Origin of the sequence: Vibrio sp. Y42_MX_L11 (assembly GCF_024181785.1) — a bacterium.
GTDB lineage: Bacteria > Pseudomonadota > Gammaproteobacteria > Enterobacterales > Vibrionaceae > Vibrio > Vibrio diabolicus.
Genome location: NZ_JAMZAP010000011.1, coordinates 23,061 through 44,110, shown reverse-complemented (window position 1 = coordinate 44,110; position 21,050 = coordinate 23,061). Strand labels below are relative to the sequence as shown.

22 protein-coding genes are annotated in these 21,050 nt (G+C 47.5%); 9 read left to right on the top strand and 13 right to left on the bottom strand.

What is annotated here, in order from left to right:
* The first annotated feature begins 2 nt into the window (after positions 1 to 2).
* Complete coding sequence (locus NL643_RS12780; protein WP_048624767.1) at positions 3 to 395, top strand: ribosome recycling factor family protein; 393 nt, start codon at positions 3 to 5, stop codon at positions 393 to 395.
* Positions 396 to 474: 79 nt separating this feature from the next.
* A complete protein-coding gene (locus NL643_RS12775; protein WP_253644533.1) occupies positions 475 to 1,089 on the top strand; it encodes a LysE family translocator in 615 nt (204 codons plus the stop codon).
* A gap of 93 nt (positions 1,090 to 1,182) precedes the next feature.
* Here NL643_RS12775 and NL643_RS12770 read toward each other — a convergent pair whose 3' ends face one another.
* From NL643_RS12770 to doeA, 10 genes are all read right to left on the bottom strand, one after another.
* Positions 1,183 to 1,704, bottom strand: a complete 522-nt coding sequence (locus NL643_RS12770; protein ID WP_006741387.1) for a DUF2058 domain-containing protein — start codon at positions 1,702 to 1,704, stop codon at positions 1,183 to 1,185.
* Between the two features lie 47 nt (positions 1,705 to 1,751).
* Positions 1,752 to 2,528 carry an Asp/Glu racemase gene (locus tag NL643_RS12765; protein ID WP_134645445.1) on the bottom strand — a complete coding sequence of 259 codons (777 nt, stop codon included), beginning with the start codon at positions 2,526 to 2,528 and terminating at the stop codon, positions 1,752 to 1,754.
* A 56-nt stretch (positions 2,529 to 2,584) separates the two neighbouring features.
* Positions 2,585 to 3,544, bottom strand: a complete 960-nt coding sequence (locus tag NL643_RS12760; protein ID WP_253644532.1) for a cyclodeaminase — start codon at positions 3,542 to 3,544, stop codon at positions 2,585 to 2,587.
* 14 nt (positions 3,545 to 3,558) lie between these two features.
* The gene (gene eutB, locus NL643_RS12755; RefSeq protein WP_114323416.1) at positions 3,559 to 4,533 is read right to left on the bottom strand and encodes a hydroxyectoine utilization dehydratase EutB; all 975 of its coding nucleotides are present in this window, start codon (positions 4,531 to 4,533) and stop codon (positions 3,559 to 3,561) included.
* A gap of 86 nt (positions 4,534 to 4,619) precedes the next feature.
* Positions 4,620 to 6,026 carry an aspartate aminotransferase family protein gene (locus tag NL643_RS12750; protein ID WP_253644531.1) on the bottom strand — a complete coding sequence of 469 codons (1,407 nt, stop codon included), beginning with the start codon at positions 6,024 to 6,026 and terminating at the stop codon, positions 4,620 to 4,622.
* A gap of 41 nt (positions 6,027 to 6,067) precedes the next feature.
* Positions 6,068 to 7,588 carry an NAD-dependent succinate-semialdehyde dehydrogenase gene (locus NL643_RS12745; protein WP_253644530.1) on the bottom strand — a complete coding sequence of 507 codons (1,521 nt, stop codon included), beginning with the start codon at positions 7,586 to 7,588 and terminating at the stop codon, positions 6,068 to 6,070.
* A 155-nt stretch (positions 7,589 to 7,743) separates the two neighbouring features.
* Entirely contained in the window at positions 7,744 to 8,223 is a 480-nt protein-coding gene (locus tag NL643_RS12740) for an Lrp/AsnC family transcriptional regulator (RefSeq protein ID WP_006741393.1), read from the bottom strand.
* Positions 8,224 to 8,314: 91 nt separating this feature from the next.
* Positions 8,315 to 9,328 carry a TRAP transporter substrate-binding protein DctP gene (gene dctP / locus NL643_RS12735; RefSeq protein ID WP_253644529.1) on the bottom strand — a complete coding sequence of 338 codons (1,014 nt, stop codon included), beginning with the start codon at positions 9,326 to 9,328 and terminating at the stop codon, positions 8,315 to 8,317.
* Positions 9,329 to 9,660: 332 nt separating this feature from the next.
* A complete protein-coding gene (gene doeB, locus NL643_RS12730; protein ID WP_253644528.1) occupies positions 9,661 to 10,668 on the bottom strand; it encodes a N(2)-acetyl-L-2,4-diaminobutanoate deacetylase DoeB in 1,008 nt (335 codons plus the stop codon).
* Between the two features lie 54 nt (positions 10,669 to 10,722).
* Positions 10,723 to 11,910 (bottom strand): ectoine hydrolase DoeA, encoded by a 1,188-nt coding sequence (doeA, locus tag NL643_RS12725; protein ID WP_253644527.1) that lies wholly within the window; start codon positions 11,908 to 11,910, stop codon positions 10,723 to 10,725.
* Between the two features lie 273 nt (positions 11,911 to 12,183).
* Here doeA and NL643_RS12720 point away from each other — a divergent pair, with 273 nt between their 5' ends.
* The 4 genes from NL643_RS12720 (at position 12,184) to NL643_RS12705 (ending at position 15,582) form a co-directional block, all read left to right on the top strand.
* Complete coding sequence (locus NL643_RS12720) at positions 12,184 to 12,462, top strand: GntR family transcriptional regulator (protein WP_253644526.1); 279 nt, start codon at positions 12,184 to 12,186, stop codon at positions 12,460 to 12,462.
* Positions 12,404 to 13,618, top strand: coding sequence for a PLP-dependent aminotransferase family protein (locus tag NL643_RS12715; protein WP_253644525.1), 1,215 nt, complete (start codon positions 12,404 to 12,406; stop codon positions 13,616 to 13,618). The genes NL643_RS12720 and NL643_RS12715 overlap by 59 nt, the downstream gene beginning before the upstream one ends.
* Before the next feature lie 132 nt (positions 13,619 to 13,750).
* Entirely contained in the window at positions 13,751 to 14,308 is a 558-nt protein-coding gene (locus NL643_RS12710) for a TRAP transporter small permease (protein WP_253644524.1), read from the top strand.
* Positions 14,305 to 15,582 (top strand): TRAP transporter large permease, encoded by a 1,278-nt coding sequence (locus NL643_RS12705; protein ID WP_005392736.1) that lies wholly within the window; start codon positions 14,305 to 14,307, stop codon positions 15,580 to 15,582. The genes NL643_RS12710 and NL643_RS12705 overlap by 4 nt, the downstream gene beginning before the upstream one ends.
* A gap of 64 nt (positions 15,583 to 15,646) precedes the next feature.
* On the opposite strand, the gene NL643_RS12700 is transcribed toward NL643_RS12705, so the two are convergent.
* Complete coding sequence (locus NL643_RS12700) at positions 15,647 to 16,648, bottom strand: AraC family transcriptional regulator (protein WP_253644523.1); 1,002 nt, start codon at positions 16,646 to 16,648, stop codon at positions 15,647 to 15,649.
* 131 nt (positions 16,649 to 16,779) lie between these two features.
* On the opposite strand from NL643_RS12700, the gene NL643_RS12695 reads away from it, so the two are divergent.
* Genes NL643_RS12695 through NL643_RS12685 form a run of 3 tightly spaced genes read left to right on the top strand, consistent with a single transcriptional unit; the run spans position 16,780 to position 19,166 of the window.
* Positions 16,780 to 17,541, top strand: coding sequence for an SDR family NAD(P)-dependent oxidoreductase (locus NL643_RS12695; RefSeq protein ID WP_047008061.1), 762 nt, complete (start codon positions 16,780 to 16,782; stop codon positions 17,539 to 17,541).
* Positions 17,542 to 17,590: 49 nt separating this feature from the next.
* Positions 17,591 to 18,103, top strand: a complete 513-nt coding sequence (locus tag NL643_RS12690) for a 2,4'-dihydroxyacetophenone dioxygenase family protein (RefSeq protein ID WP_025633388.1) — start codon at positions 17,591 to 17,593, stop codon at positions 18,101 to 18,103.
* Positions 18,104 to 18,107: 4 nt separating this feature from the next.
* Entirely contained in the window at positions 18,108 to 19,166 is a 1,059-nt protein-coding gene (locus NL643_RS12685) for a zinc-binding dehydrogenase (protein ID WP_253644522.1), read from the top strand.
* A gap of 84 nt (positions 19,167 to 19,250) precedes the next feature.
* On the opposite strand, the gene NL643_RS12680 is transcribed toward NL643_RS12685, so the two are convergent.
* Together NL643_RS12680 and grxB are read right to left on the bottom strand one after the other, a co-directional pair.
* Complete coding sequence (locus NL643_RS12680) at positions 19,251 to 20,375, bottom strand: alkene reductase (protein ID WP_193447407.1); 1,125 nt, start codon at positions 20,373 to 20,375, stop codon at positions 19,251 to 19,253.
* Positions 20,376 to 20,385: 10 nt separating this feature from the next.
* A complete protein-coding gene (gene grxB / locus NL643_RS12675) occupies positions 20,386 to 21,015 on the bottom strand; it encodes a glutaredoxin 2 (RefSeq protein WP_169601179.1) in 630 nt (209 codons plus the stop codon).
* Between the last annotated feature and the right edge of the window lie 35 nt (positions 21,016 to 21,050).

The window sequence follows — 21,050 nt, the reverse complement described above, 5'->3', positions numbered from 1 at the left end:
GGATGAAAGATGACGACATTATTGTTTCGCTGCCCTCTCTGATTCATCGCATTGGCGGTGAGAATGCTAAACGCATTAAAGTCATTGCGGCGGATTGCGGGTGTGACGTTAAGCGAGTTAGGCGCTCACGTCATTGGCAAGTTTCTGGAGAAGCTTTGAACTTAAAAGCGTTACTTGATCAGCTAAAAGCAGGGCAGTGTGAAGAGCTAAGGTTTGTGATGAATAAGTTGGAGAAAGGGTTATCCGTTCATCAGGACAAACTGGAACCGTTGGAAGAAAAACTGATTCGGTTGGTGGTGCAAAACCCAAATATCACCTTGGCTGAGTTAATGACAGAAACGCACTGTACGATTGCACAAGCCAGAGCAGCTCGGTTTGAAGCGGAAATGCTCTAGCGTAGAATTTTTATTTACTCATTCTAGCAGCCAATGTTACGGTGCGGGCTATTACTAAAAATTAAGGCCATTTTTTATCATGGATATTTGGAAGCTCCTCCTTTTTATTCCCGCTTGCTTTGCTCTGAATATGACTCCAGGCCCAAACAACTTATTGGCAATGAATAATGCGCGTTGTTACGGTTTTCGTGCCGCGTTTGTCGCTAGTTTAGGGCGTATTACGGCATTTTCTGGCATGATCGCGTTGTCTGCCTCTGGGCTCGCAGTGATTTTGTACACATCAGAAATGCTGTTTTTAGCGTTAAAGCTGGTGGGTGCGTTGTACCTATTGTGGATTGCATTCAACCTTTGGCGTTCGGAATCGAGCCCGCTCTCTGAGTTAACTAACACACGCAACTATGCAGGGCTTGCGAAACAAGAGTTTACGCTTGCCGCCGGCAACCCGAAGGCGATTCTTATTTTTACTGCATTTTTGCCGCAGTTTGTAGATGTGAACGCTAACGTTCAAGAGCAGTTTTTTGCCCTTGGCTCCACGTTTTTGATATTAGAAATGGTCGCCATTTCAATCTATGCCATCTTTGGTTTGTACTTGAGACACTGGTTTTCAAATCCAAAAATGGCGAAACGTTTTAATCGCGGATGTTCGCTGTTTTTAGCAGCATCTGGTGTGAATTTGCTACTAAGTAAGCAATAACGCATATCATTTTTGTAGCGTATTTTTCTATTAAAAAAGAGCCGCTGATGTTATATCAGCGGCTCTTTTCGTTGATGCATCTATTGTTTGTTGTTACCACATCAAGTCATCTGGCACGACGAAATCTGCGTATGGGTCGTCTTCTGCTGGAATGTCCGATTCAGGTTCTTTCTGTTCGATGATGACGGATTCATCACGTTGAGCAATTTTATTTGCTACTCCGCGTGGAATGACAACGTAGCTTTCACCGACAATAGCAATGGCTAGAATGCCTTTAATCAACTGTTCACGGATGAGAGCATCAACATACAGTGACTTAACCAAGGTGCCATGGGTGAAGTTGTACTTAATATCGCCATCTTTTAAGTCGATCTTGTTCATCTCAATCAATTGATTGATTTGCGCTTTGATCTCTTTATTCAAACGCTCGGCATTTTGCTGTTCGCTCAATTGTTTATCACGCTCTAACTGTTGGCGTTTATTCTCTTCAACCGCCGCTTTTACTTCGCGTGCTTGAACGCGTGATTTTTTAGAGCCTTTCTTCGCTTTCTTTAGTTTCTTTTCATTAACTAAGCCAGCTTTCAGCATTTGTTCTTGAAGGGTAAGTTTTGCCATGTTTCATCCAGTTAGTGCGCAATTTTGTGCATTTTAGCGAGTCCTTATCAGCAAGGAAAGGGCGATGATGACACGTCGGAGAAATTATCAGACTCAAGCAAACGCAATGCGTCCCAAAGCATCACTTGGTTGGAGCTTAGTACAGGAATACCAAAGCGGCTTGAGAAATAAGGCAGTAGATGCATGACTCGCATGTTCGTGCATGAAATAAATACCGCGTCCACAGTGCAATCAATCGACTCAAGCAGCTGCGCTAAGGCATTTTCTACGTCTTGTCCTCCAATGGTTGGGATATGGGGATCGTAGTCGAGATTGAAATACCCAAAGGCCAGAACGTCAATGCCATGTTCGGTCATGGACTCATAAAGTGGGTGATTGACGTCATTAGTATACGGCGTCAGCATAACGATTCTTTGAGCTTGATGGTGTTCAAGTGCTCTCAGTGCGGCTTGCCAAGGGTTAGTTGTTATGGCTTCGGGTCTCTCTTGACGAATTAAATCAGTGATTTGATCGGAGCCAATGAGCACACTAGCTGACGTACAGCCAAACGCCATGACGTTGATTGGCCACATTGGCACGATGGTGCGTACACACTCGCGGATACTGTTTTGCATGTCTGTTAAGTGCAGAGGATCGACAGTACCTGTGGTGAGAAAGCGTGAAGTGTATAAGCGGACATCTGCGGGTAAATGCTCGCGCCATTCGTTTTCTAGCACATAGTCGGTCGCGAGTTGAATGAGTCCGATTGAACGTTGATAAGCGGATACATCCGCCGAAAAATCAAACTGAGTGGTTAAAGATTGAAACGTACAGAGCTCTGGCATGTTACGGCCCTCAAAAAGTGCGGTGGTTGCCCACCGCCAAAATCACAGGGAATAAGTTACATCGTGGATTGAATTCTGGTGAGTTGTTGAGCGGTATAGTCAGCGATTGCGGTGTCTTGAACGCCAGTCCCTGTTAAATCACATACCGAAACATCGTCAACACGCCTTGAGTAGGGGTGTTTGCCGCAAATGATGTCGCCAAGTTCGACTAGGCTACGGGTGAGCGGTTTGTCTACACTGCGTAATTCGCCAAGTGATTCTGACTGACTGATTCGATCAACCACCAGATGCTCAGCATTTAGGATGACTGAGGTGGCAAGCTCACGTTTATGAGGACTGTCTGAACCCATAGCGATCACGTGTGCTCCTGATGGGATATCTTCCCAATTCAGCAAAGGTTCTTTTGATGGCGTTGTCGTGACAATAATGTCGGCTTCTTGGCATGCTTGCTGGATAGAGGGGTGTACAGATACGGATAGATCGTATCGTTGCTCCATGCGTTGTTTGTAAGCCTGCGATTTTGTGTTGTCTCTTGCCCAGATGTTCACTTGGGAGATTGGCCTAACTAATTTTATCGCAGCGACTTGGAGTTCTGCTTGAAGCCCACTGCCAATAACCGTAATTTTGGATGCTTCTGAGTTCGACAGGTATTTCGCGGAGATAGCGCCGGCGAGAGCAGTACGAATGTCGGTTAGATACCCTTCGTCAAACAATACGCTATCAACCAGCCCTGTTTTCGCGCTAAAGAGCACCATCAAACCATTTAGGCTGGGTAGTCCCAGTTTTGGGTTATCAAAAAATCCTGGGCTGATTTTTATCGCGAAGCGCTCATTACCTTTGATATGCGCCGTTTTTACATCCACTTCGCCGTTATGCTCTTCGATTGCCATACTAAGAACCGGAGGCATGGTGACGTTGCCTTGCCCAAGCGCTTTGAAGCCATTTTCCACGGCCGCTAACGCATTAAGATCTAACTGAGTTACTTGCTCTATCTGAGATTTATTATAGATTTTCATTCGCACGACCTCGGTTATTCTTTGACTTGGCGGCCAATTTTTAATGCCGTCTCAAAAGTGTCTGAAGAGACGTTTTTTCCACTGAGCACCAAAACGACTTTCTTACCGCGTAAGTCCAGTTGATGCTGGTGAATGGCGGCAAGCCCCACTGCGGCCGCGCCTTCTACGGCAAATTTTTCTGCATCGAAAATATCTGCCATGCCTTTGGCGATGTTGTGTTCACTGACTAAAAACGCTTTATCCATGACTTCTTGCACGAGTTTGAAGGTATAGCGATTGTCTAAACCTATGCCGCCACCTAAGCTGTCAGCAAACGATTCGTGCTCTTCAACTTGTACTGGTTTTCCTGCTTTAATGCTTTCTACCATCGCTGCGCCTTTGTCCATGGAAACGCCATACACGTTCACTTTGCTGCTGTTTGATTTTGCGGCTAAGCCAATACCACCAATCAATCCGCCGCCAGATAGCCCGGCGAAAATGACGTCGACATCAGGAAGATCTTCAATGATTTCTAGTCCAATGGTCCCTTGTCCGGCGATGATGTCTGGGTGTTCGAATGGTGAGAGATAGGTCATCGACTCTTCTTCTGTTAGCCTCAATGCTTCTCGCTCCGCGTCGTCTTGAGCTTGCCCAACAATTCGAACTTCTGCGCCTAATGCTTTAATTGCGTCGACTTTGTTTTGTGGCACTAAATTGGACATACAAATCACGGTGCGGACTCCTAGTCGTTGCCCAGCATAAGCCACGGCACGGCCGTGGTTACCAGTAGAGCAAGTGACGACGCCATGTCGTTTTTGTTCCTCACTCAGTTTGTTCATGGCATGAGTCGCTCCACGCAATTTAAAAGCACCAATAGGTTGTAGTGTTTCCAGTTTTAACCAAATTTCACATTGATATTGTTGCGATAACAGTGGTGAGTGAAGTAATGGTGTGCGACTGACTAATCCGTTAATCGCTTTCTTTGCGGCAAAGATTGCTTGTGTTTCCATGTAGTACGTCTCTTAGGACCGCCCCCTCTAATTTGGTTAGAGGGGGCGGTAATCATTGGTAGGTTTGTGAGTTGGTTAATTCGCGGCTATTTTGGCTGCCACTGTTTAGACGTGACGAGGTTATCCATCACTTTATTGACCGCTTGGTGCGCTTTGTCGACAATAGTGTCGATGTCATTACGGTTCGCGATAAGCGGTGGAGCAAAGCCGAGGATGTCACCATGTGGCATGGCACGAGCGATTAAGCCTTGCTCTAAACAGGCTGCCGCGATTTGCGGACCCACTTTCAAGTTTGGATCAAAGTGTGCTCGGCGGAGTTTGTCTGAAGAAAACTCCAACGCATGCAACAAGCCAACGCCACGAGTATCACCGACCAATGGATGATCGTTAAACGTCTCCGCCATGCGTTGCTGCAAGTAAGCGCCGACTTCGGCTGCGTTTTGCACCAAGCCTTCACGTTCAATGATATCGAGGTTACAGTTCGCGGCTGCCGCTCCCATTGGGTGACCGGAGTAGGTATAACCATGTCCGATAGCACCCCATTGGTCGGTGCCGTTTTCTAGCACACTCCAAACTCGTTCACCGACGATCACGCCAGACAGCGGTTGATACGCTGAGGTTAACCCTTTCGCTACCGTGATGAGATCCGGTTTCATGTCGTAGTGCAGCGAACCAAAATCGGAGCCGAGGCGACCAAAGCCACAGACCACTTCATCCGCAATCAAGAGTACATCGTATTTGTCGAGTACTTTACGAATCGCCTGCCAGTACCCTTCTGGTGGTGGCACAATACCTCCTGTACCGAGCACTGGTTCCGCAATCATCGCTGCTACCGTTTCTGGGCCTTCTTCCAAGAGCATCGCTTCGAGTTGATCCGCACAATATTGAGAGAATTCAAGCTCAGACATACTCTCGTCTTCACGGCGATAGTAATACGGCGCCATGGTGTGCTTGATGCGCTCAAGCGGTAAATCAAAATGTGCGTGGAACAGAGGCAACCCTGTCATTGAACCCGAAGCGATACTTGAACCATGGTAGCCGCGATCACGGGAGATAATTTTTTTCTTCTCTGGTAGACCACGAGCATTGTTGTAATACCAGACCAACTTAAGTTGAGTTTCGTTCGCATCACTGCCTGACATGCCGTAGTAGACTTTACTCATGCCTTCAGGCGCCATTTTGATGATGCGATCTGACAGTGTCACTAGTGCTTCGTTGGTATGACCGACGTAAGTATGGTAGTACGCCAGCTCTTTGGCTTGTTCATAAATGGCATCGGCCATTTCAGTCCTACCATAGCCAATGTTCACACAATACAACCCGGCAAAGCCGTCTATCAGCTCGATGCCTTCTGAATCGGTGATGCGTATTCCGCTTCCGCTCGAGATAATTCTTCCCGAAAGCTCCCCAGCCGCATACTGCTTCAGGTGGGTTGAGGCATGAAATACTCTCTGACGGTCGATCTCTAAAAGTTGTTGGGTTTTGTTGCTCATGATCCTTCTCCTCGAATAATTGGATATCCATATTTCGTGCCTTAACTGCCACTGACGGTTGGTAAAGCGCCTAAGCAGCAGTATTTGATTTCACTGTATTCTTCAAAGCCGTGGCGACTGCCTTCTCGTCCAAGCCCTGACTGTTTCACGCCGCCGAATGGGATAGGGTGGCCAGTCATCTTGACGGAGTTCACGCTCACCATGCCAAATTCCAAACCACGCATGCAGCGCCAAATTTGGTGAATATCGTGGCCATAAACATAGGCAGCTAAGCCGTACTCAGTGTCGTTGCTCATTTCAATCACGGTATCTAAGTCTTGGTAAGGCAACACGCCTGCCACAGGACAAAAATTCTCTTCGCGATACACCGCCATATCAGGGGTGACATCGGCCAGCAATGTCGGCGCGAAGAAGTTTTCGCCTGGTACGGGCTGGTGGTATCCCGCTACCAATCGCGCGCCTTTGTCGAGTGCGTCACGCACCAAATCATGCGCTTTATCCACCGCAGCGCGATTGATCAGCGGCCCCATGGTGGTTTTTTTATCTAAACCATTGCCTAAAACGATGTGGCTCATTTCTTTGGCAAACGCTTCCAAAAACGCTTCGTACTTATCTTCAGGGACGAAAATACGGTTTGCGGCCAAGCAGTCTTGTCCTGCGGTTTGAAACTTGGCATCCACGGCGGCTTTGGCTGCTTGCTCGACATCCATATCTGGCAGCACGATGAAAGGGGCATTACCGCCGAGCTCCATACTGCACTTCTTCACGGTTTGTGCCGCGTCGCGCAGCAGCAACTTACCCACTCGAGTTGAACCTGTGAACGAGAGTGCTTTGACTTTATCGGAGTGACACAAGGTTTGTGACACCATCACCGCATCGCCAGTGATCACGTTAAATACACCAGGTGGAAAGCCAGCTCGGTCTGCTAATTCTGCCAAGGCCAATGCGGAGAAAGGCGTTTCACTGGCAGGTTTGATTAGCACCGGACAGCCTATCGCTAATGCTGCGGCGGCTTTACGGGTGACCATTGCATTAGGAAAATTCCATGGTGTAATCAGAGCTGCGACACCAATCGGCTCGCGTACCGTCGATAGCTGCGCATTCGGAATATGACTTGGGATGGTTTCGCCATAGCTGCGGCGTGCTTCCTCTGCAAACCAACGAACAAAGGATGCGCCGTAGTCGATTTCACCCAAAGCATCACCTAATGTTTTGCCTTGCTCCATAACCATCAAACGAGCAAGATCTTGTTTTGATTCTAAAATCAGATCGTGCCAACGCATGAGAATTTCAGCGCGTTCTTCTGCTTGCATTTTTCGCCATTGACGAAAGGCTTGGTCGGCTTCATCAATCGCTTGATAGAGTTGTTGCTGAGATAGCTTGGTAATGTAGCCGATGACCGTACCATCCGCTGGATTATCCACCGGATGAAATTGGTCACCACTTATCCATTTGCCATTTACGTACGCTAAACCTCTCACCAAACGTACGTCTTTCATTATCGCCATCATGTCGTGCGAGGCTTTTAATTCCTCAGCATGTAAGCTGTGCAGTGCTGTCATGAGTCCTTCTCCCAGCGTCGTTGTCCATAGTTAAACTGTAATGGAGAAGTGACCGAAATAATTTCTGATGCCGAGGTTTAAACCATCAAAACTTTCTTTTCCACACCGTTAGATATGGTGATTTTTCTGGTTGTCTTTTAAGCGTGTTTTCCCTTTTAGAACAAGGCGTTTTGGTTCACTTCTAATGTGCCTGCATCACGTTTGATTGTTTTCGTCACGATGTAAGTAAAGTAGCGCTCAATGCCCACTTCTGACTCTAACCAGTTGTCGATAAGCCGCTGATATTGATCAATATCTTCCGACTGAATTTTGAGGATGTAATCGACACCGCCGCCTGTGGCATAACAATCAGTGACTTCTGGTGAGTGTTGAACCAGTTGCTCGAAACGTTTGAACGCTTGGGCGCTGTGCTCTTTGAGCGTAACTTCAACCATGACCGACGTTCGTTTGAACAAAACATCGGTATTTACTTTTGCCCCGTAGCCTTCAATGATGCCTGCTTCTTCCAGTTTTTTGACACGCTCCCAGCAAGGGCTCACGGATAGGTTAATGGCCTCGGCAAGGTGAGATTTGGTAATACGGCCATTGTCATGAAGTATTTGTAGAATTTTTACGTCGTAGCGATCGAGGCGCATAATTGGTCTCCCTGTAAAATACCAATCAGTTCAGAATAGTTGATGACTGGTCAACCGCTATAAGGTGGCCCGAAGGCCACTCCTTTTTCTGTTATTGATTGAACTCTTGTTCCAGTGATCTCAGCACTGCTTTACCGCTGTCGCCTGTAAGCTCGATGTATTTGTCCCGCATTGGCATAGAGGCTTGTTTAAATGCTGCACGTTCGTCACTGTCGAGTTTGATCATCTGCATATCTGGTTTTGCTTGCTTAATTTGATCAAGACGTTTTTGGTTAAACTCATCCTGTTTTTCAAATATAAAGTCAGTCATACCAGCGATGACTTTATTGACCTGATCTTGGCGGTCTTGTGGGAGGGTTTCGAACCAGCTGTTGTTGGTAATGACAGTAGTAGTAAATTGTTGTTGTCCTGCCCAGATCATGTAGTCATTCACTTCGTAGAACTTCATTTCTTCGATAGCAAAAACGGGGTTTACTTGACCATCGATCATTTTAAGTTGCAGAGCACCATAGACTTCTGAGTAGGGCAAAGGCGTAGGGTCGGCTCCAAACGATTTATAAGCCTCAACCAGCATTGGCGATGCCATCACGCGTATTTTGAAGTTATCAAAATCTTTTGGAGAACGAATCTCACGGTTGGTCGTCCACACCATTTCACCTTCTGGATACATAGTGAGAAGTTTGAGGTTTTTCTGTTCTAGCTTTCCGCCGAGTGTGTCATAGATAGTAGGGCTTGAACTTAGCACTTTTTTATTCACATCATTGTCTTGCGACAAAAGGTAAGGGATGGAGAAAACCTGCATTTCGGGCACGAATGAACCAAAAATACCTGGCGATGCGTTGGTAAATTGGATAATACCGTTCGCAGTAAGCTCGGTAAGATCTTCTGACTGACCCAATGTACCGTATGGATAGACTTCCACTGTGACGTCGCCATCGGTTGCATTTTCGATGCGCTTTTTAAACTCTTGCGCATAAGCATCTTGCACCGAGCCTTTGACTTCTTCTAGAGCGAATTTCCACGTCTCTGCATAAACATTGCTGGTGGCAAAGCTGGCAGCGATCAGTACGGCACTCGTTAGGTAGCTGTGTTTCATCGGATTCATCCATTTCTTCCTTAATCAGTTTGTGAGTCAATTCACCAACGGCAGGTGATACACCAGACCCGATGTTGTGTCGTGTTTAGGGCGTGTTGACCTTTCGAGCTGATTTTTGCAGCGATTTGTGGGTGGCCTGCATAAAAAGCCGATAACGCAGTAGAAATGAACCACAAAGGCTGCCCGAAGGGTTCGAGCTAGGCGCCCCCGCAAAAATCGTTTTATGCTTTGTTGAAGACCATTTGCTTAGAATGACTAGGCTGCATAGTCTTCGCCGCGCCTAAAACGATTTTACCTCGAACAAAATTTAACCGCGAAAGGTCAATACGCCCTAGTAAGAGTTAGTTTAATTCGCCACAGTCTTCGGCAATTACGGCGACCGTGTCACCAATGTTGACCATGGCAGGGAAACGACGTGCAGCAAAAATCCCACTGCGCTGCGCTTTGTATTCGATAGGGTCGCTCCCTGTACGCTCGGTTGAATAGATTCTTGCCAGTACATCGTCTTGTTTGATGGTATCGCCAAGCTCAAATAAGTATTCGGTGATACCGTTGTGCTGGCTTTGCACGTAGCAACTTGCATCGGGCATATCAAGCAACCTAGTTAGCAGGGGTGGTTTTTCGTAATCACCTGATAAGTTGCCCGAAAAACGCAAGAAGTTACGAATACCTCGGTCGGCATAAGCGATGGTTTCTGGAGTGCTGGTTCCGCCACCTCTGAGCTCTGTGGTGACGAAGATTTTGCCTTGAGATTCCACTGCGGTGTCGTACAGGCTGGTGGCGTCCATTTCGAGCAAGATCATGGTGTAAGGCGCGCCAAACAGTTTCGCACCTAAGATGCATGCTTCTTCTTGATCGAGGTTGTCGAGGCGATGGGCGGCGGCGAAAGGCACGATGTCTAACGTTTTACCACCTGAATGAATGTCTAACGCAAAATCGCACATGGGTACCAAGTAACGAGTAAAGTAATCCGCGATTTTTTCGGTCACTGAACCTACAGGGTTTCCGGGAAAGCTGCGATTTAAATTCCCTTTATCGATAGACGATGTGCGCGAGGCATTTTGTACCGCAGGTAAGTTCATCATTGGCACAATAATGACGCGACCTTGGATTTGCTCTGCTTGCAGCGAGTTTGCCAATTTAAGCAGGCTGGTAATACCTTCGTATTCATCACCGTGATTACCGCCAGTAAGCAGCGCCGTTGGCCCGTGACCATTTTTGATCACGGTGATAGGTATCATGATGCTTCCCCAAGCGGAGTCATCATGGGAATAGGGCAGCGCTAAAAAGCCGTGCTGCACGCCTTCTCGGTCAAAGTCTACGGTGGCTGTGATCGAGCTCTTTTGCATATCGAGTCCTTTTTGTTCTTAAGCCTAGTTCAACAGAACTTACGGTTTGAAAAATTAGTGTTTAACAAATAAGTGGCGTGGGAAATCACACAGTGTTTTTGCACCATCACGGGTGATCACAATGCTTTCGGTGGTTTCTAACCCCCAATCTTCAAACCATAGCCCTGGCATAAAGTGGAATGTCATGCCTTCTTTTAATACGGTTTTATCAGTGTCTCGCAAGCTCATGGTTCGTTCCCCCCAATCAGGTGGGTAGCTCAGACCAATTGGGTAACCACAGCGGGCGCCTTCACGTGAGAATCCTGCTTTATCCAGAACTTGGTTCAATGCGTTGGCGATGTCGGCGCAAGTATTGCCTGGTCTTGCGACTTCTAAGCCTGCTTCGAGACCTAAAGTTAATGCTTCATCTGCACGTTTGAATTTGTCGTCCGGTTCTCCAAGAAAAATAGTGCGAGAGAGTGGGCAATGGTAACGGCGATGCGCGCCAGCGATTTCGAAAAAAGTACCTTCGCCTTTTTTGAAAGGCCTATCATCCCACGTTAGGTGAGGAGCAGAAGCATCAGAACCAGATGGCAAAAGCGGTACGATCGCGGTGTAATCGCCAAAGTGATCTTCATGCCCAAGTACTGCTTGGCGGTTAATCTCGGCGACAAGGTGATGTTTCGGCAATCCTGGCTCGATCATATCGAACGCGACGCGATGCATGTTTTCAACAATGCGAGCTGCGCGGTACATATAAGCCAGTTCTTGATCAGATTTAACGGCGCGACACCAATTGACTAGCCCGGTTGCATCGAGAAGTTGAGCATTCGGTAAGTGCGTGGTGAGTGACTCGTAAGCGGTGGCACTAAAGTAATAGTTATCTTTTTCCACCCCGATACGGCCGCGATCCCAAAGACGCGGGGTGAGTACCGCTTCTACCAGAAAATCCATTGGGTGTAATGGTGGGTTCATTACATAATGGTCTGGGTAGTAGGTGATATTTTCTGCCGACATATACGCAGTTCTGTATGCCCCATTGGCATCTTGGCAGCGCCCAAACCAAACAGGCTCGCCAGATGATCCTACAACGACACATTGTGGGACATAAAAAGACCAACCGTCATAACCAGTCAGCCATGCCATGTTAGAAGGATCGTGAATGATAAGGACATCCAACTCTCGTTCTTCCATCGACTGCCGAACTTTTGTTAATCGGTCCTGGAATTCATCCAGTGTAAAATGCAAAGCAACGCCTCTCATATTTTCTCCTTGTTAAAAATCCGACGCTTTATGGGCCTTCGGAGACGTTGAGGTATTTCTACCTTCTACCAGGTCAGCCAGACCTGCGTTTAAAAACTATTGCAACTCACCACTGCGGCTGGGTTTGGATTAAACGATGCCATTTAACATGTTTGTTGAATCTATATTTCTCATGTCAATCATTACAATTGTGGCTCATTTTTGTGCATTACACCGCATTTGATGGCTAAAAACTCGCCATTTGTTAAATTGAAGTTACAATGAGCATTAAAAATGAATCAATTAAAATATTGTGTCATGACAATTTCTTTGAACCCGATCATTCGCCCAGGCACCGCTAAGTACATCTCCATTGGCAATTATCTTGTCGAATGTGTCCGCAGTGGTTACCTAAAACCCGGTACTCGACTACCCACACATCGTGAGTTTGCGGAGCAAATTGGCGTGAGCGTACAAACCGTCAGCCATGCATATGGTTATGCAGAGAAAAAAGGTGCGCTCGAGTCTTGGGTGGGGAAACGGTACGTTTGTAAAATCAGGCTTTGTGGATGAAAGCACGGACACGGAGTTCATGCTGACGCAAGAGATGAAAGAAACGCCGGATGAAATTGATATGTCGATCGCTCATCCGGTAGTAACCGATCGCCACATTACGCTTTTTAATCAGGCGTTAATGGAAATTGCTGGGCAAACAAACAATCGCAGTTTGATCAGTAAAGCAAAGCCAGTAACAGGTCAGCCTCATCATATTGAGTCCGGAGCGCGATTTCTCAGTAGCCAAGGGTTAGACGTTGGTACCGATCAAATATTACTCACAAACGGTGCATGCCATGGCTTGACCTTGGCTTTAAGCACCGTTGTTGAACACAGTGATTTAGTCGCTTGTGGCCACTTAGTCGATCATGGCTTGATCTCTCGCTCGAGAATGCTTGGATTTAAGTTACAGCCGCTTGAGATGGATGAGTTTGGTATCACGCCGGATGCATTTGAATGGGCATGTAAACACAAACCAATCAAGGCGCTGTGTTGCACACCGAGTATGGCCAATCCGAATAGTGCGCATATGGATATTTCGCGCCGAGAGGCGATAGCAAATATTGCGAAGCAGTATGAGATCTACGTGATTGAAGATGACGTGTATGGGGCACTAGAGCCCAATCGTGTCCCACCTCTCGCCGCACTGTTACCCGAGCAGGCTTTTTATGTCACCAGTTTAACCAAAGTCGTAGCGCCAGGTATGCGTACGGGCTATTTAACGGTCCCACGTCATTTTTTGCAGCATGCGATTGGCCGTTTAGCTGCGACGAGTTGGTCTGCGACCCCGTTACCGTTTGAAGTCGCTCATTTGTGGATCGAAAACGGTACATTAAATCGACTTGTTCGATTTCAAGTCAATGAATTTGCCAAGCGCCAGCGAATAGCAAAAGCCACCTTAGAAGGGCATGTTTATAGCTCACACCCTAATGGTCAGCACATTTGGTTGAGGTTACCCGAGCAGTGGAGCAGTGATGATCTGGTCGCTTCGGCTAAGCGTTCTGGGGTGCAGATCACGGGGTATAAACCTTTTGTTCTCGATACTAATCAGCCAATGCCTTACGTGCGAATCAGTTTGGGAGCAGAGACTAATCGAGGCTACATCAAGCATGGGTTATCTGTGATTGCAGAAATTCTCGATACAAACCCTCCAACCTCTCACTTTTTGGTCTGAGCAGTATGCTCTGACCAATTTTTTCTGCGAAAGCGCCAAGTTCAGAAAATCTTTCTTATTCACCTGATTGACTTGATTGTCATGAAAAAGATAACGTTTCATTAACATTTTTGTTGATCAGGAGCAGCGCGGATGAAAGGGATTTTTCAGTGGCTAGATAAATATATACAGAAAGCGGAGGCGGCACTGCTCATTGGCTCGGTGCTTCTTATTGCGTTGAACTCAATTGCTAACGTGTTAGGGCGCTACCTCTTTAGCCAAAGCATCTACTTTTCGGAAGAACTCAATTATTTCCTCATTATCGCCGTCACGTTTATTGGTTGCAGTTATGCTGCCCGCCAATCTCGCCATATCCGTATGACGGCATTTACCGATATGCTTCCAAAGCGTATACAAACTTTAGCAAACGGCATTATTTATTTACTCACCGCCGCATTGGTGGCGGTGCTAACTTGGTATTCGTGGCAATACATTGGCAAGGTGAGCCAAATGGGGCGTCTTTCTCCTGCAATGCAAGTACCTCTGAGCTGGGTGTACTTCATCGCACCGATTGGCCTTTTCTTTAGCACGGTTCAGTTCGCGCGTGTGGGTGGTCGCCATATCAAACGTTTCATAACGCTGACAAAGCTTTCACGCTCATCTCGACCAGATGGCATCGGCTCTGCCACTAAGCAGGAGAAAGCGCTATGACGACCGCTCTTGTTGCAACGATGATCACGTTGTTGGCTTTTGGCTTTCCGATGTTGGTACCGCTATTAGCGGCGACCATGTTGGGATTTATTGTTTTTCTTGGCTTGGGACCAGATTTTATGATCCAGCAAATGCTTGCTGGCATCAAACCCGCTGCGTTGATCGCTGTGCCTATGTTTATTCTCGCGGCAGAAATTATTACCCGAGGCGTGGCAGCAACGCGCTTGCTAGATGTCGCAATGGCGTTTGTTGGGCACGTTCGTGGCGGTCTGGCGATCACCTCATCGCTTAGCTGTGCGATGTTTGGTGCGGTATCGGGGTCTACACAAGCCACCGTTGTTTCTGTTGGCTCTATTATGCGACCGAAAATGTTGGAGTATGGTTACAAAGACAGCTTTGCTCTGGCTTTGATTATTAACGCCTCTGACTTAGCGCTCCTTATTCCACCGAGTATCGGTATGATCATCTATGGTGTGGTGTCTGGAACATCGGTTGCTGAGCTGTTTATTGCTGGTATTGGACCGGCGATCGTGATTTTATTGATGTTTTCTGCCTACTGTTATTTTTATGCAGGCAAAAGCTCTGTAGAAAATGCCCCGCGAGCCAGCTGGAAAGAACGTTGGACCACAATACGTAAAGCGGTTTTACCATTTGGTTTTCCGATCATTACTGTTGGCGGTATTTATGCTGGAGTATTTAGCCCTACCGAAGCGGCGTCGGTTTCGGTGTTGTACGCTGTGTTATTAGAAATGGTTATCTTCCGTAAAGTGAAATGGAAGGAGCTTGGCGAAATCGCGCTTTCTACGGGCATGGTTACCGCGGTGGTATTTATCTTAGTCGCAGCAGGGGCTGCTTTTTCTTGGGTAATTTCATTTGCCCAGATCCCGCAAGAATTGTTGGGTATGATCGGGATTAATGATCTTTCGCAGACCGAGTTACTGGTCGTTATTTCAATTGCGTTCTTTATTGGTTGTATGTTCGTTGATCCAATCGTAGTGATGCTGATTTTGATCCCTATCTTTGCACCTGTGATTAAGTCCTCTGGCATTGACCCAGTACTTGTCGGCACCATCGTGACCTTGCAAGCAGCGATAGGTTCTGCAACGCCGCCATTCGGTTGTGATATTTTTACCGCGATTGCCGTGTTTAAACGCCCTTATGTAGAAGTGATTCGCGGGACACCACCGTTTGTGTTCATCTTGCTTTTGGTCTCTGTGATGCTGATTTTCTTCCCTTCGATTTCACTTTTCTTACGTGATTTAGCGTTTCGATAGTATCGACTAAACGCTCAAAGCCGCTGAATATCGGCGGCTTTTTAATCTATGCTCTCAAACTGGTTCAACTTATTCTGTTCTCCAGTCTCCATTGGCTAGGTGACTTTCCTGTCCAACTGCGAAAGTGGCGGCTGAATACCGCAGTTTCTGCATAGCCCAGTTGTAACGCGATATCGGTAATACTCTGAATATTTTCACTTAAACGCTGCTCGGCAAAATCCTGTCGTACTTGTTGTAACAACTGTCGATAACTTGTTTCCTGTTGTTTTAACTTGCTTTGCAGCATTCTTGGGTGCAGGTCTAATGCTCTTGCAACGCGCTCCACGCTGCATTCTCCCGTCGACAACAAACGACCAATCATATTCGCTGCTTGATCACTCAGATTGTTAGGATAGCGGGTTTGCAAATACTTGAGGTGCTGTTGAAAGTGGCGATCCAGTGCGTCTTCGTCTTGGTGATTCTTAGCGTTGAGCAGGTTGGCTTTGAGCAATACACCGTCAAACTTATCACCAAAACGCAGTTTGTTCTGTTGGGCAAACTTGCTTTGCTCTACTTCCAAGGTTGCGTGTTGAGTCAAATGTAGCGCGAAGTGGCTTGCTTCAATATCAAGTAAGCTCGCAACAAACATGGCTAAGTGCGACACACTGAGCTGCATCAACTGCGCGATACCTCGCTCGCTGTGCACATCAATATTGAGCGACAACCGTACCCAATCATCTTGTGGCGTCATGTTGAGAGTGACCCCTGACGAATGCAAATAGAGATAATCATTCACCCGCGCCAATGCATCACCGACCGTTTCAGCACGAGAAACCAGCATCGGCAAATCGCCTAAACTTTGCAGGTTTTGGCGCTCGGCGAGTAACGCACCAAACAACGGTTGCTTACAACGAGCAGCCGCTTCTTCCAGTAATTCAGCCAACCTAGGGTAGGCGAGATAGGTATCGGGATCACGAAACTGCGCGGCAGACAGGCCAACAGCGGCCATTATCTCTTGCGGATTCTGACCTAATTCTGAAACCAAGCTATCAAATTTATCGGCAGCGCCACTTCGTACGATATACATGTCTCGATTTTTAAATGTTAACAGGTTGTAAATCGCAATATATCAAATTTACTTCGTAAAAGGTCAAGTGAGTGCCAGTGAGTTGATCTAAGTTACATTTCGATAACAACAACGCATGGATGAGAAGCTGTATGGAACTTATCAATAAAACTGCCATCGTGACTGGCGCTGCGGGTGGAATTGGGCAAGCTATTATTGCAAAGCTAAGAGAGCAAGGAGCCAAAGTGCTTGCTGTCGATATTTCAGAGCAATCACTGCAAATGTACGCAAGTTTTGGCTCTAAGCAGTTGGAAACCTTTGTTGCGGACGTCACCGATTACCAACAAGTCGAAGCCATGGTGAGGTACGCGGTCGAACAATTTGGCTCACTTGACATCATGGTCAACAATGCAGGTATCGGCGCACCGAAACCTCTGCTTGAACATGATCCTATCGCCGACTTTGAGCCTATCTCTAAAGTCAACCAAAACGGCGTTTACTATGGCATTCTCGCCGCTGGACGACAATTCCAAGCGCAAGGGACACCGGGCGTGATCCTCAATACCTCTTCCGTTTACGCCCAAATGGCCTCCGAGATGACGTTTACCTACAACGTCAGTAAAGCCGCAGTCGATATGATGACCAAATGCGCCGCTCTAGAGTTAGCGCCTCTGGATATTCGTGTGTGTGCCGTCGCTCCGGGACGTGTCGATACTCCGATGTTAAGGCAATACGAAGAGATCGGCTTGTGGAACCACATCCGCAAAGAACAGATGCGCCAAAACTTCACGCAACCAGAAGAGATTGCCAACGTGGTAGCGTTTCTTGTCAGCGAGAAAGCCAACTGTATCAACGGCTGCACCATTAGCGCATCTGACGGTTTCGAGAATTTTAAGTACCCGCTCATGGGATAGATGGAATAGGCGAGCACGCCAAATTACAGCAATAGTGAGGATGTAAGTTATGTCATTACCAGAAGTTATTCAGCATCAAGATTTCCTATTAACTCTTAATACTAATGAAGAGTCGATCATTAAAGACGCGCTACCGGGTGTTGATGTTTACCCGCTGTTTCTTGACCCAGAAAATGGTACGTGGGTGATTCGCGCCAAGTTCAAACCGGGTATCACTCTGCCTAAGCACTTCCATACTGGTGTGGTGCATTTCTATACACTGAGTGGCGCGTGGCACTACATCGAGTATCCAGACCAAGTCCAAACCGCTGGTAGCTACTTATATGAGCCGGGCGGTTCGATTCATACCTTTCACTGTCCAGAAGAGTCGGGTGGCGCAGATGGCTTTATGGTGATCCAAGGTGCGAACATTAACTTTGACGAAGAGGGTAACTTTATCAACATCATGGATGCAGGTTGGATTGAGCAAGTGGTGGTTGCCGCTGCCAAAGCGCAAGGCTTCACTGCGCGCTATATCAAACCGGGTGCGATTGCTGCCCTGAGTGATGAGCTAGCGGAGTAACCCCATGCAACAGATGAACAGTATCGTAATGCAGGATGGTAGTGTCCGCCTGAAGCAAGTCGAAATCCCCAAACCCGCAGCGGGACAAGTCTTGGTTCGTAGTCTCGCCTGTGGGATTTGTGGCTCCGACCTACACATTACTCGACACGCGGATGAGGTGTTTGATGTATTCTACCAGCTCGGGTTGATGCCTGATGAAGTAGGTGAGCACGCTCAAGTGATGTTGGGACATGAATTCTGTGCGGAAATTGTCGAATACGGTGCCGATACGCAGCAAACGTTGCCTGTCGGTAGCCGAGTCACCTCTGTGCCGATGTTGCTCAGTCAAAATGGCGCGGGCGTTGGTGTTACTCCGGGTACTTATGGCGCTTACTCTGAGTACTTCCTGCTTGATGAAGCGTTATTGCTACCTGTCCCAGACGGAATGCCGTCTGAGGCGGCGGCATTGACCGAACCACTGGCGGTCGGTTTGCACGCGGTCAATCGCAGTGAAATCGAAACGGAAGAAACAGCGCTGGTTGTCGGTTGCGGTCCTATAGGGCTGGCGGTGATTGCTGCACTGAAACAACGCGGCGTGAGCAATATTCTTGCTGTCGATCTTCAGGAAGAGAAGCTGCGACTTGCCAGCGAGTTTGGCGCAAATCGATTGATCAACCCGACCAAGGAAGACGAGATCGCCGTTGGTGAGCAGTACGCGATGAACTCACGTCTGGTCATTTATGAGTGTGTTGGCAAGCATACATTGATTGACGATTTTCTGCGCCGCGCTCCTGCCCGAGCGCGAATCGTTGTATCAGGCATTCATACGACTCCAGCAACCATTAACTACGCGTACGCGACGGTAAAAGAGCTCGATTTGAGATTCTCTTACTACTACCAACCGCACGAGTTTGAGCAATGCCTACAAGCGATTGCCGAACATAAGTTGCCTTGGCAGAAAATGCTCACCGCCAAAGTGGGAATCGATGGTGTGGAAGATGCGTTTAGACAGTTAATGACGCCAAATGATCACATCAAAGTGGTGATCGAACCTTGGCGCAGCGGCGCGTTAGAAGTGATTTAACTCTTAGCCAGCTTAAGCCAGCCAAAACCAATTTTAGTTTGGTGACAGCCCCAACCGTAGCAGCTAGGTTGGGGCTTTTTTTTGTTAGGCCTGTTCTGCGCATTCCTGTTGCAGAGCAGGGTAATCGGTGTAGCCTCGTTCGTTTCCGCCAAACAACGTTGAGCCATCGAGTTCTGCCAACGGATGGTGATGTTGCAAGCGAGAGACTAAGTCTGGGTTTGCTACGAATGGTCGTCCGAATGCGACAAGATCCGCGTAGCCTTTCTCTAACACTTCGTTTGCTCGTTGAGGATCGTAGCGACCTGCGACAATGATAGCGTTGCGAAAGCGCTTTCTAAGTTCGATTCGAAACGTCTCGGGAATCGTTGGTGCATCGGCCCAATCGGCCTCAGACAAGTGCAAGTAGGCAATGTCGCGCTCCTGTAGCTGTTTTGATGCTTCCAAGATTGTTGGCACGATATCTGGGCAGTCCATATCTTTAAACGTAATGAATGGTGCCAATCTCACTCCAACTCGATGCGCACCAATAGCGGCGATAACGGCATCCACTACTTCGATAAGAAAACGGATACGATTTTCTCGTGAACCGCTGTAGTTGTCTGTTCGATGGTTTGAGTTGGTTCTTAAGAACTGATCGATCAGATACCCATTCCCGCCGTGGATTTCTACACCATCAAAACCCGATTCAATGGCGCGTTTGGCTGCGTTCGCGAAATCACCGACAACTCGGTTGATATCCGCTTGTGTCATGGCGCGAGGCTCAACACAATCGACCATATTGCCGTTGCCTTGTTCATCTGCAATCCAAACTTGCGTCTCTACAGGAGCGAGCGCAGATGGCGCGATAGGCTGTTCACCATTTTGGAATGTTGGGTGAGACACTCTGCCCACATGCCATAGCTGACAAAACATCGCTGCGCCTTGTGATTTGACCGCTTGGGTCACACCCTGCCAGCCCGCCACTTGCGCATCGGTGTAAACGCCAGGGGTGAACGAGTAGCCTTGAGAATCGTCCGAAATTTGTGTGGCTTCGGAAATGATCAGTCCGGCAGAAGCGCGCTGTTGATAATACGTTGCCATCATCTCATTCGGGATGTTGCCCGGCTGAGTGGTGCGTGCGCGAGTCATTGGTGCCATGACAATACGGTTTTGTAGTGACAACGCTTTTAGTTGAGCTGGTTCAAACAGCTTATTTGTTCTTTGTTGCATGTTGCGCTCCTTAGATAAGTACTGGCACGTTGGTCGCTTTCCGAGCGGTTGCCATCCAGTGAAGTACGGCTGGATCCCATTGCACTTCGGGCGCACTGAAAAAACCGCGTAGAATGGAAAACATAATGGCTTGATCAACCAGTGACGTTTGCTTTTCTGAACTTAGGTTGAGCAAGGGTTTGGTTTGTTCTATCAAAGCGGCGACTTCTTTCGCAATCGCAGGTGTATCGTTAATCAAAGCTTCAAAATTTAACGCTTCGGTTTCTTTTTTTGCACGCCATGCTTGTTTAGCGGTTTCTGTTGCAAATTCCGGTAACGTCATGTTTGACCAACGCGGATATCCGACTTTTTGTAGCGGTAAAAACGCTTGTTTTTGCCAGTCTAAAACCGGTGTTGAGGGTTGGCTGTTTTCGCTGGAAGATGCCAATTCAAGGAAGTAGTTGATGATGTCTAAGCTTTCCGCCATGGCTTCACCATCGTCTTTGATCAAAAGAGGAACTTGTTTTGCGCCGATGAGGTTTGTGGTGGTGATCTCGTCGTCATAAGCAATGTTGATGACGTCGAGCTGAATATTCAGCATGCCTGCAACAAAACGGACGCGGGCGCTGAAGGGGCAATGTTCATAAATGTACAGTTTCATTTTTTGTTTCCTATCTCTTGGCTGGGCAGGGCGTG

What these genes read in the sequence shown, in the direction of transcription:
- NL643_RS12695 (WP_047008061.1), top strand. Translation starts at nt 16,780, where the DNA reads ATGGAACTTATCAATAAAACTGCCATCGTGACTGGCGCTGCGGGTGGA.
- NL643_RS12700 (WP_253644523.1), bottom strand. Translation starts at nt 16,648, where the DNA reads ATGTATATCGTACGAAGTGGCGCTGCCGATAAATTTGATAGCTTGGTT.
- NL643_RS12765 (WP_134645445.1), bottom strand. Translation starts at nt 2,528, where the DNA reads ATGCCAGAGCTCTGTACGTTTCAATCTTTAACCACTCAGTTTGATTTT.
- grxB (WP_169601179.1), bottom strand. Translation starts at nt 21,015, where the DNA reads ATGAAACTGTACATTTATGAACATTGCCCCTTCAGCGCCCGCGTCCGT.
- NL643_RS12745 (WP_253644530.1), bottom strand. Translation starts at nt 7,588, where the DNA reads ATGACAGCACTGCACAGCTTACATGCTGAGGAATTAAAAGCCTCGCAC.
- NL643_RS12710 (WP_253644524.1), top strand. Translation starts at nt 13,751, where the DNA reads ATGAAAGGGATTTTTCAGTGGCTAGATAAATATATACAGAAAGCGGAG.
- NL643_RS12750 (WP_253644531.1), bottom strand. Translation starts at nt 6,026, where the DNA reads ATGAGCAACAAAACCCAACAACTTTTAGAGATCGACCGTCAGAGAGTA.
- doeB (WP_253644528.1), bottom strand. Translation starts at nt 10,668, where the DNA reads ATGCAAAAGAGCTCGATCACAGCCACCGTAGACTTTGACCGAGAAGGC.
- eutB (WP_114323416.1), bottom strand. Translation starts at nt 4,533, where the DNA reads ATGGAAACACAAGCAATCTTTGCCGCAAAGAAAGCGATTAACGGATTA.
- NL643_RS12775 (WP_253644533.1), top strand. Translation starts at nt 475, where the DNA reads ATGGATATTTGGAAGCTCCTCCTTTTTATTCCCGCTTGCTTTGCTCTG.
- NL643_RS12760 (WP_253644532.1), bottom strand. Translation starts at nt 3,544, where the DNA reads ATGAAAATCTATAATAAATCTCAGATAGAGCAAGTAACTCAGTTAGAT.
- NL643_RS12780 (WP_048624767.1), top strand. Translation starts at nt 3, where the DNA reads ATGAAAGATGACGACATTATTGTTTCGCTGCCCTCTCTGATTCATCGC.
- NL643_RS12685 (WP_253644522.1), top strand. Translation starts at nt 18,108, where the DNA reads ATGCAACAGATGAACAGTATCGTAATGCAGGATGGTAGTGTCCGCCTG.
- doeA (WP_253644527.1), bottom strand. Translation starts at nt 11,910, where the DNA reads ATGAGAGGCGTTGCTTTGCATTTTACACTGGATGAATTCCAGGACCGA.
- dctP (WP_253644529.1), bottom strand. Translation starts at nt 9,328, where the DNA reads ATGAATCCGATGAAACACAGCTACCTAACGAGTGCCGTACTGATCGCT.
- NL643_RS12720 (WP_253644526.1), top strand. Translation starts at nt 12,184, where the DNA reads ATGAATCAATTAAAATATTGTGTCATGACAATTTCTTTGAACCCGATC.
- NL643_RS12680 (WP_193447407.1), bottom strand. Translation starts at nt 20,375, where the DNA reads ATGCAACAAAGAACAAATAAGCTGTTTGAACCAGCTCAACTAAAAGCG.
- NL643_RS12690 (WP_025633388.1), top strand. Translation starts at nt 17,591, where the DNA reads ATGTCATTACCAGAAGTTATTCAGCATCAAGATTTCCTATTAACTCTT.
- NL643_RS12740 (WP_006741393.1), bottom strand. Translation starts at nt 8,223, where the DNA reads ATGCGCCTCGATCGCTACGACGTAAAAATTCTACAAATACTTCATGAC.
- NL643_RS12705 (WP_005392736.1), top strand. Translation starts at nt 14,305, where the DNA reads ATGACGACCGCTCTTGTTGCAACGATGATCACGTTGTTGGCTTTTGGC.
- NL643_RS12770 (WP_006741387.1), bottom strand. Translation starts at nt 1,704, where the DNA reads ATGGCAAAACTTACCCTTCAAGAACAAATGCTGAAAGCTGGCTTAGTT.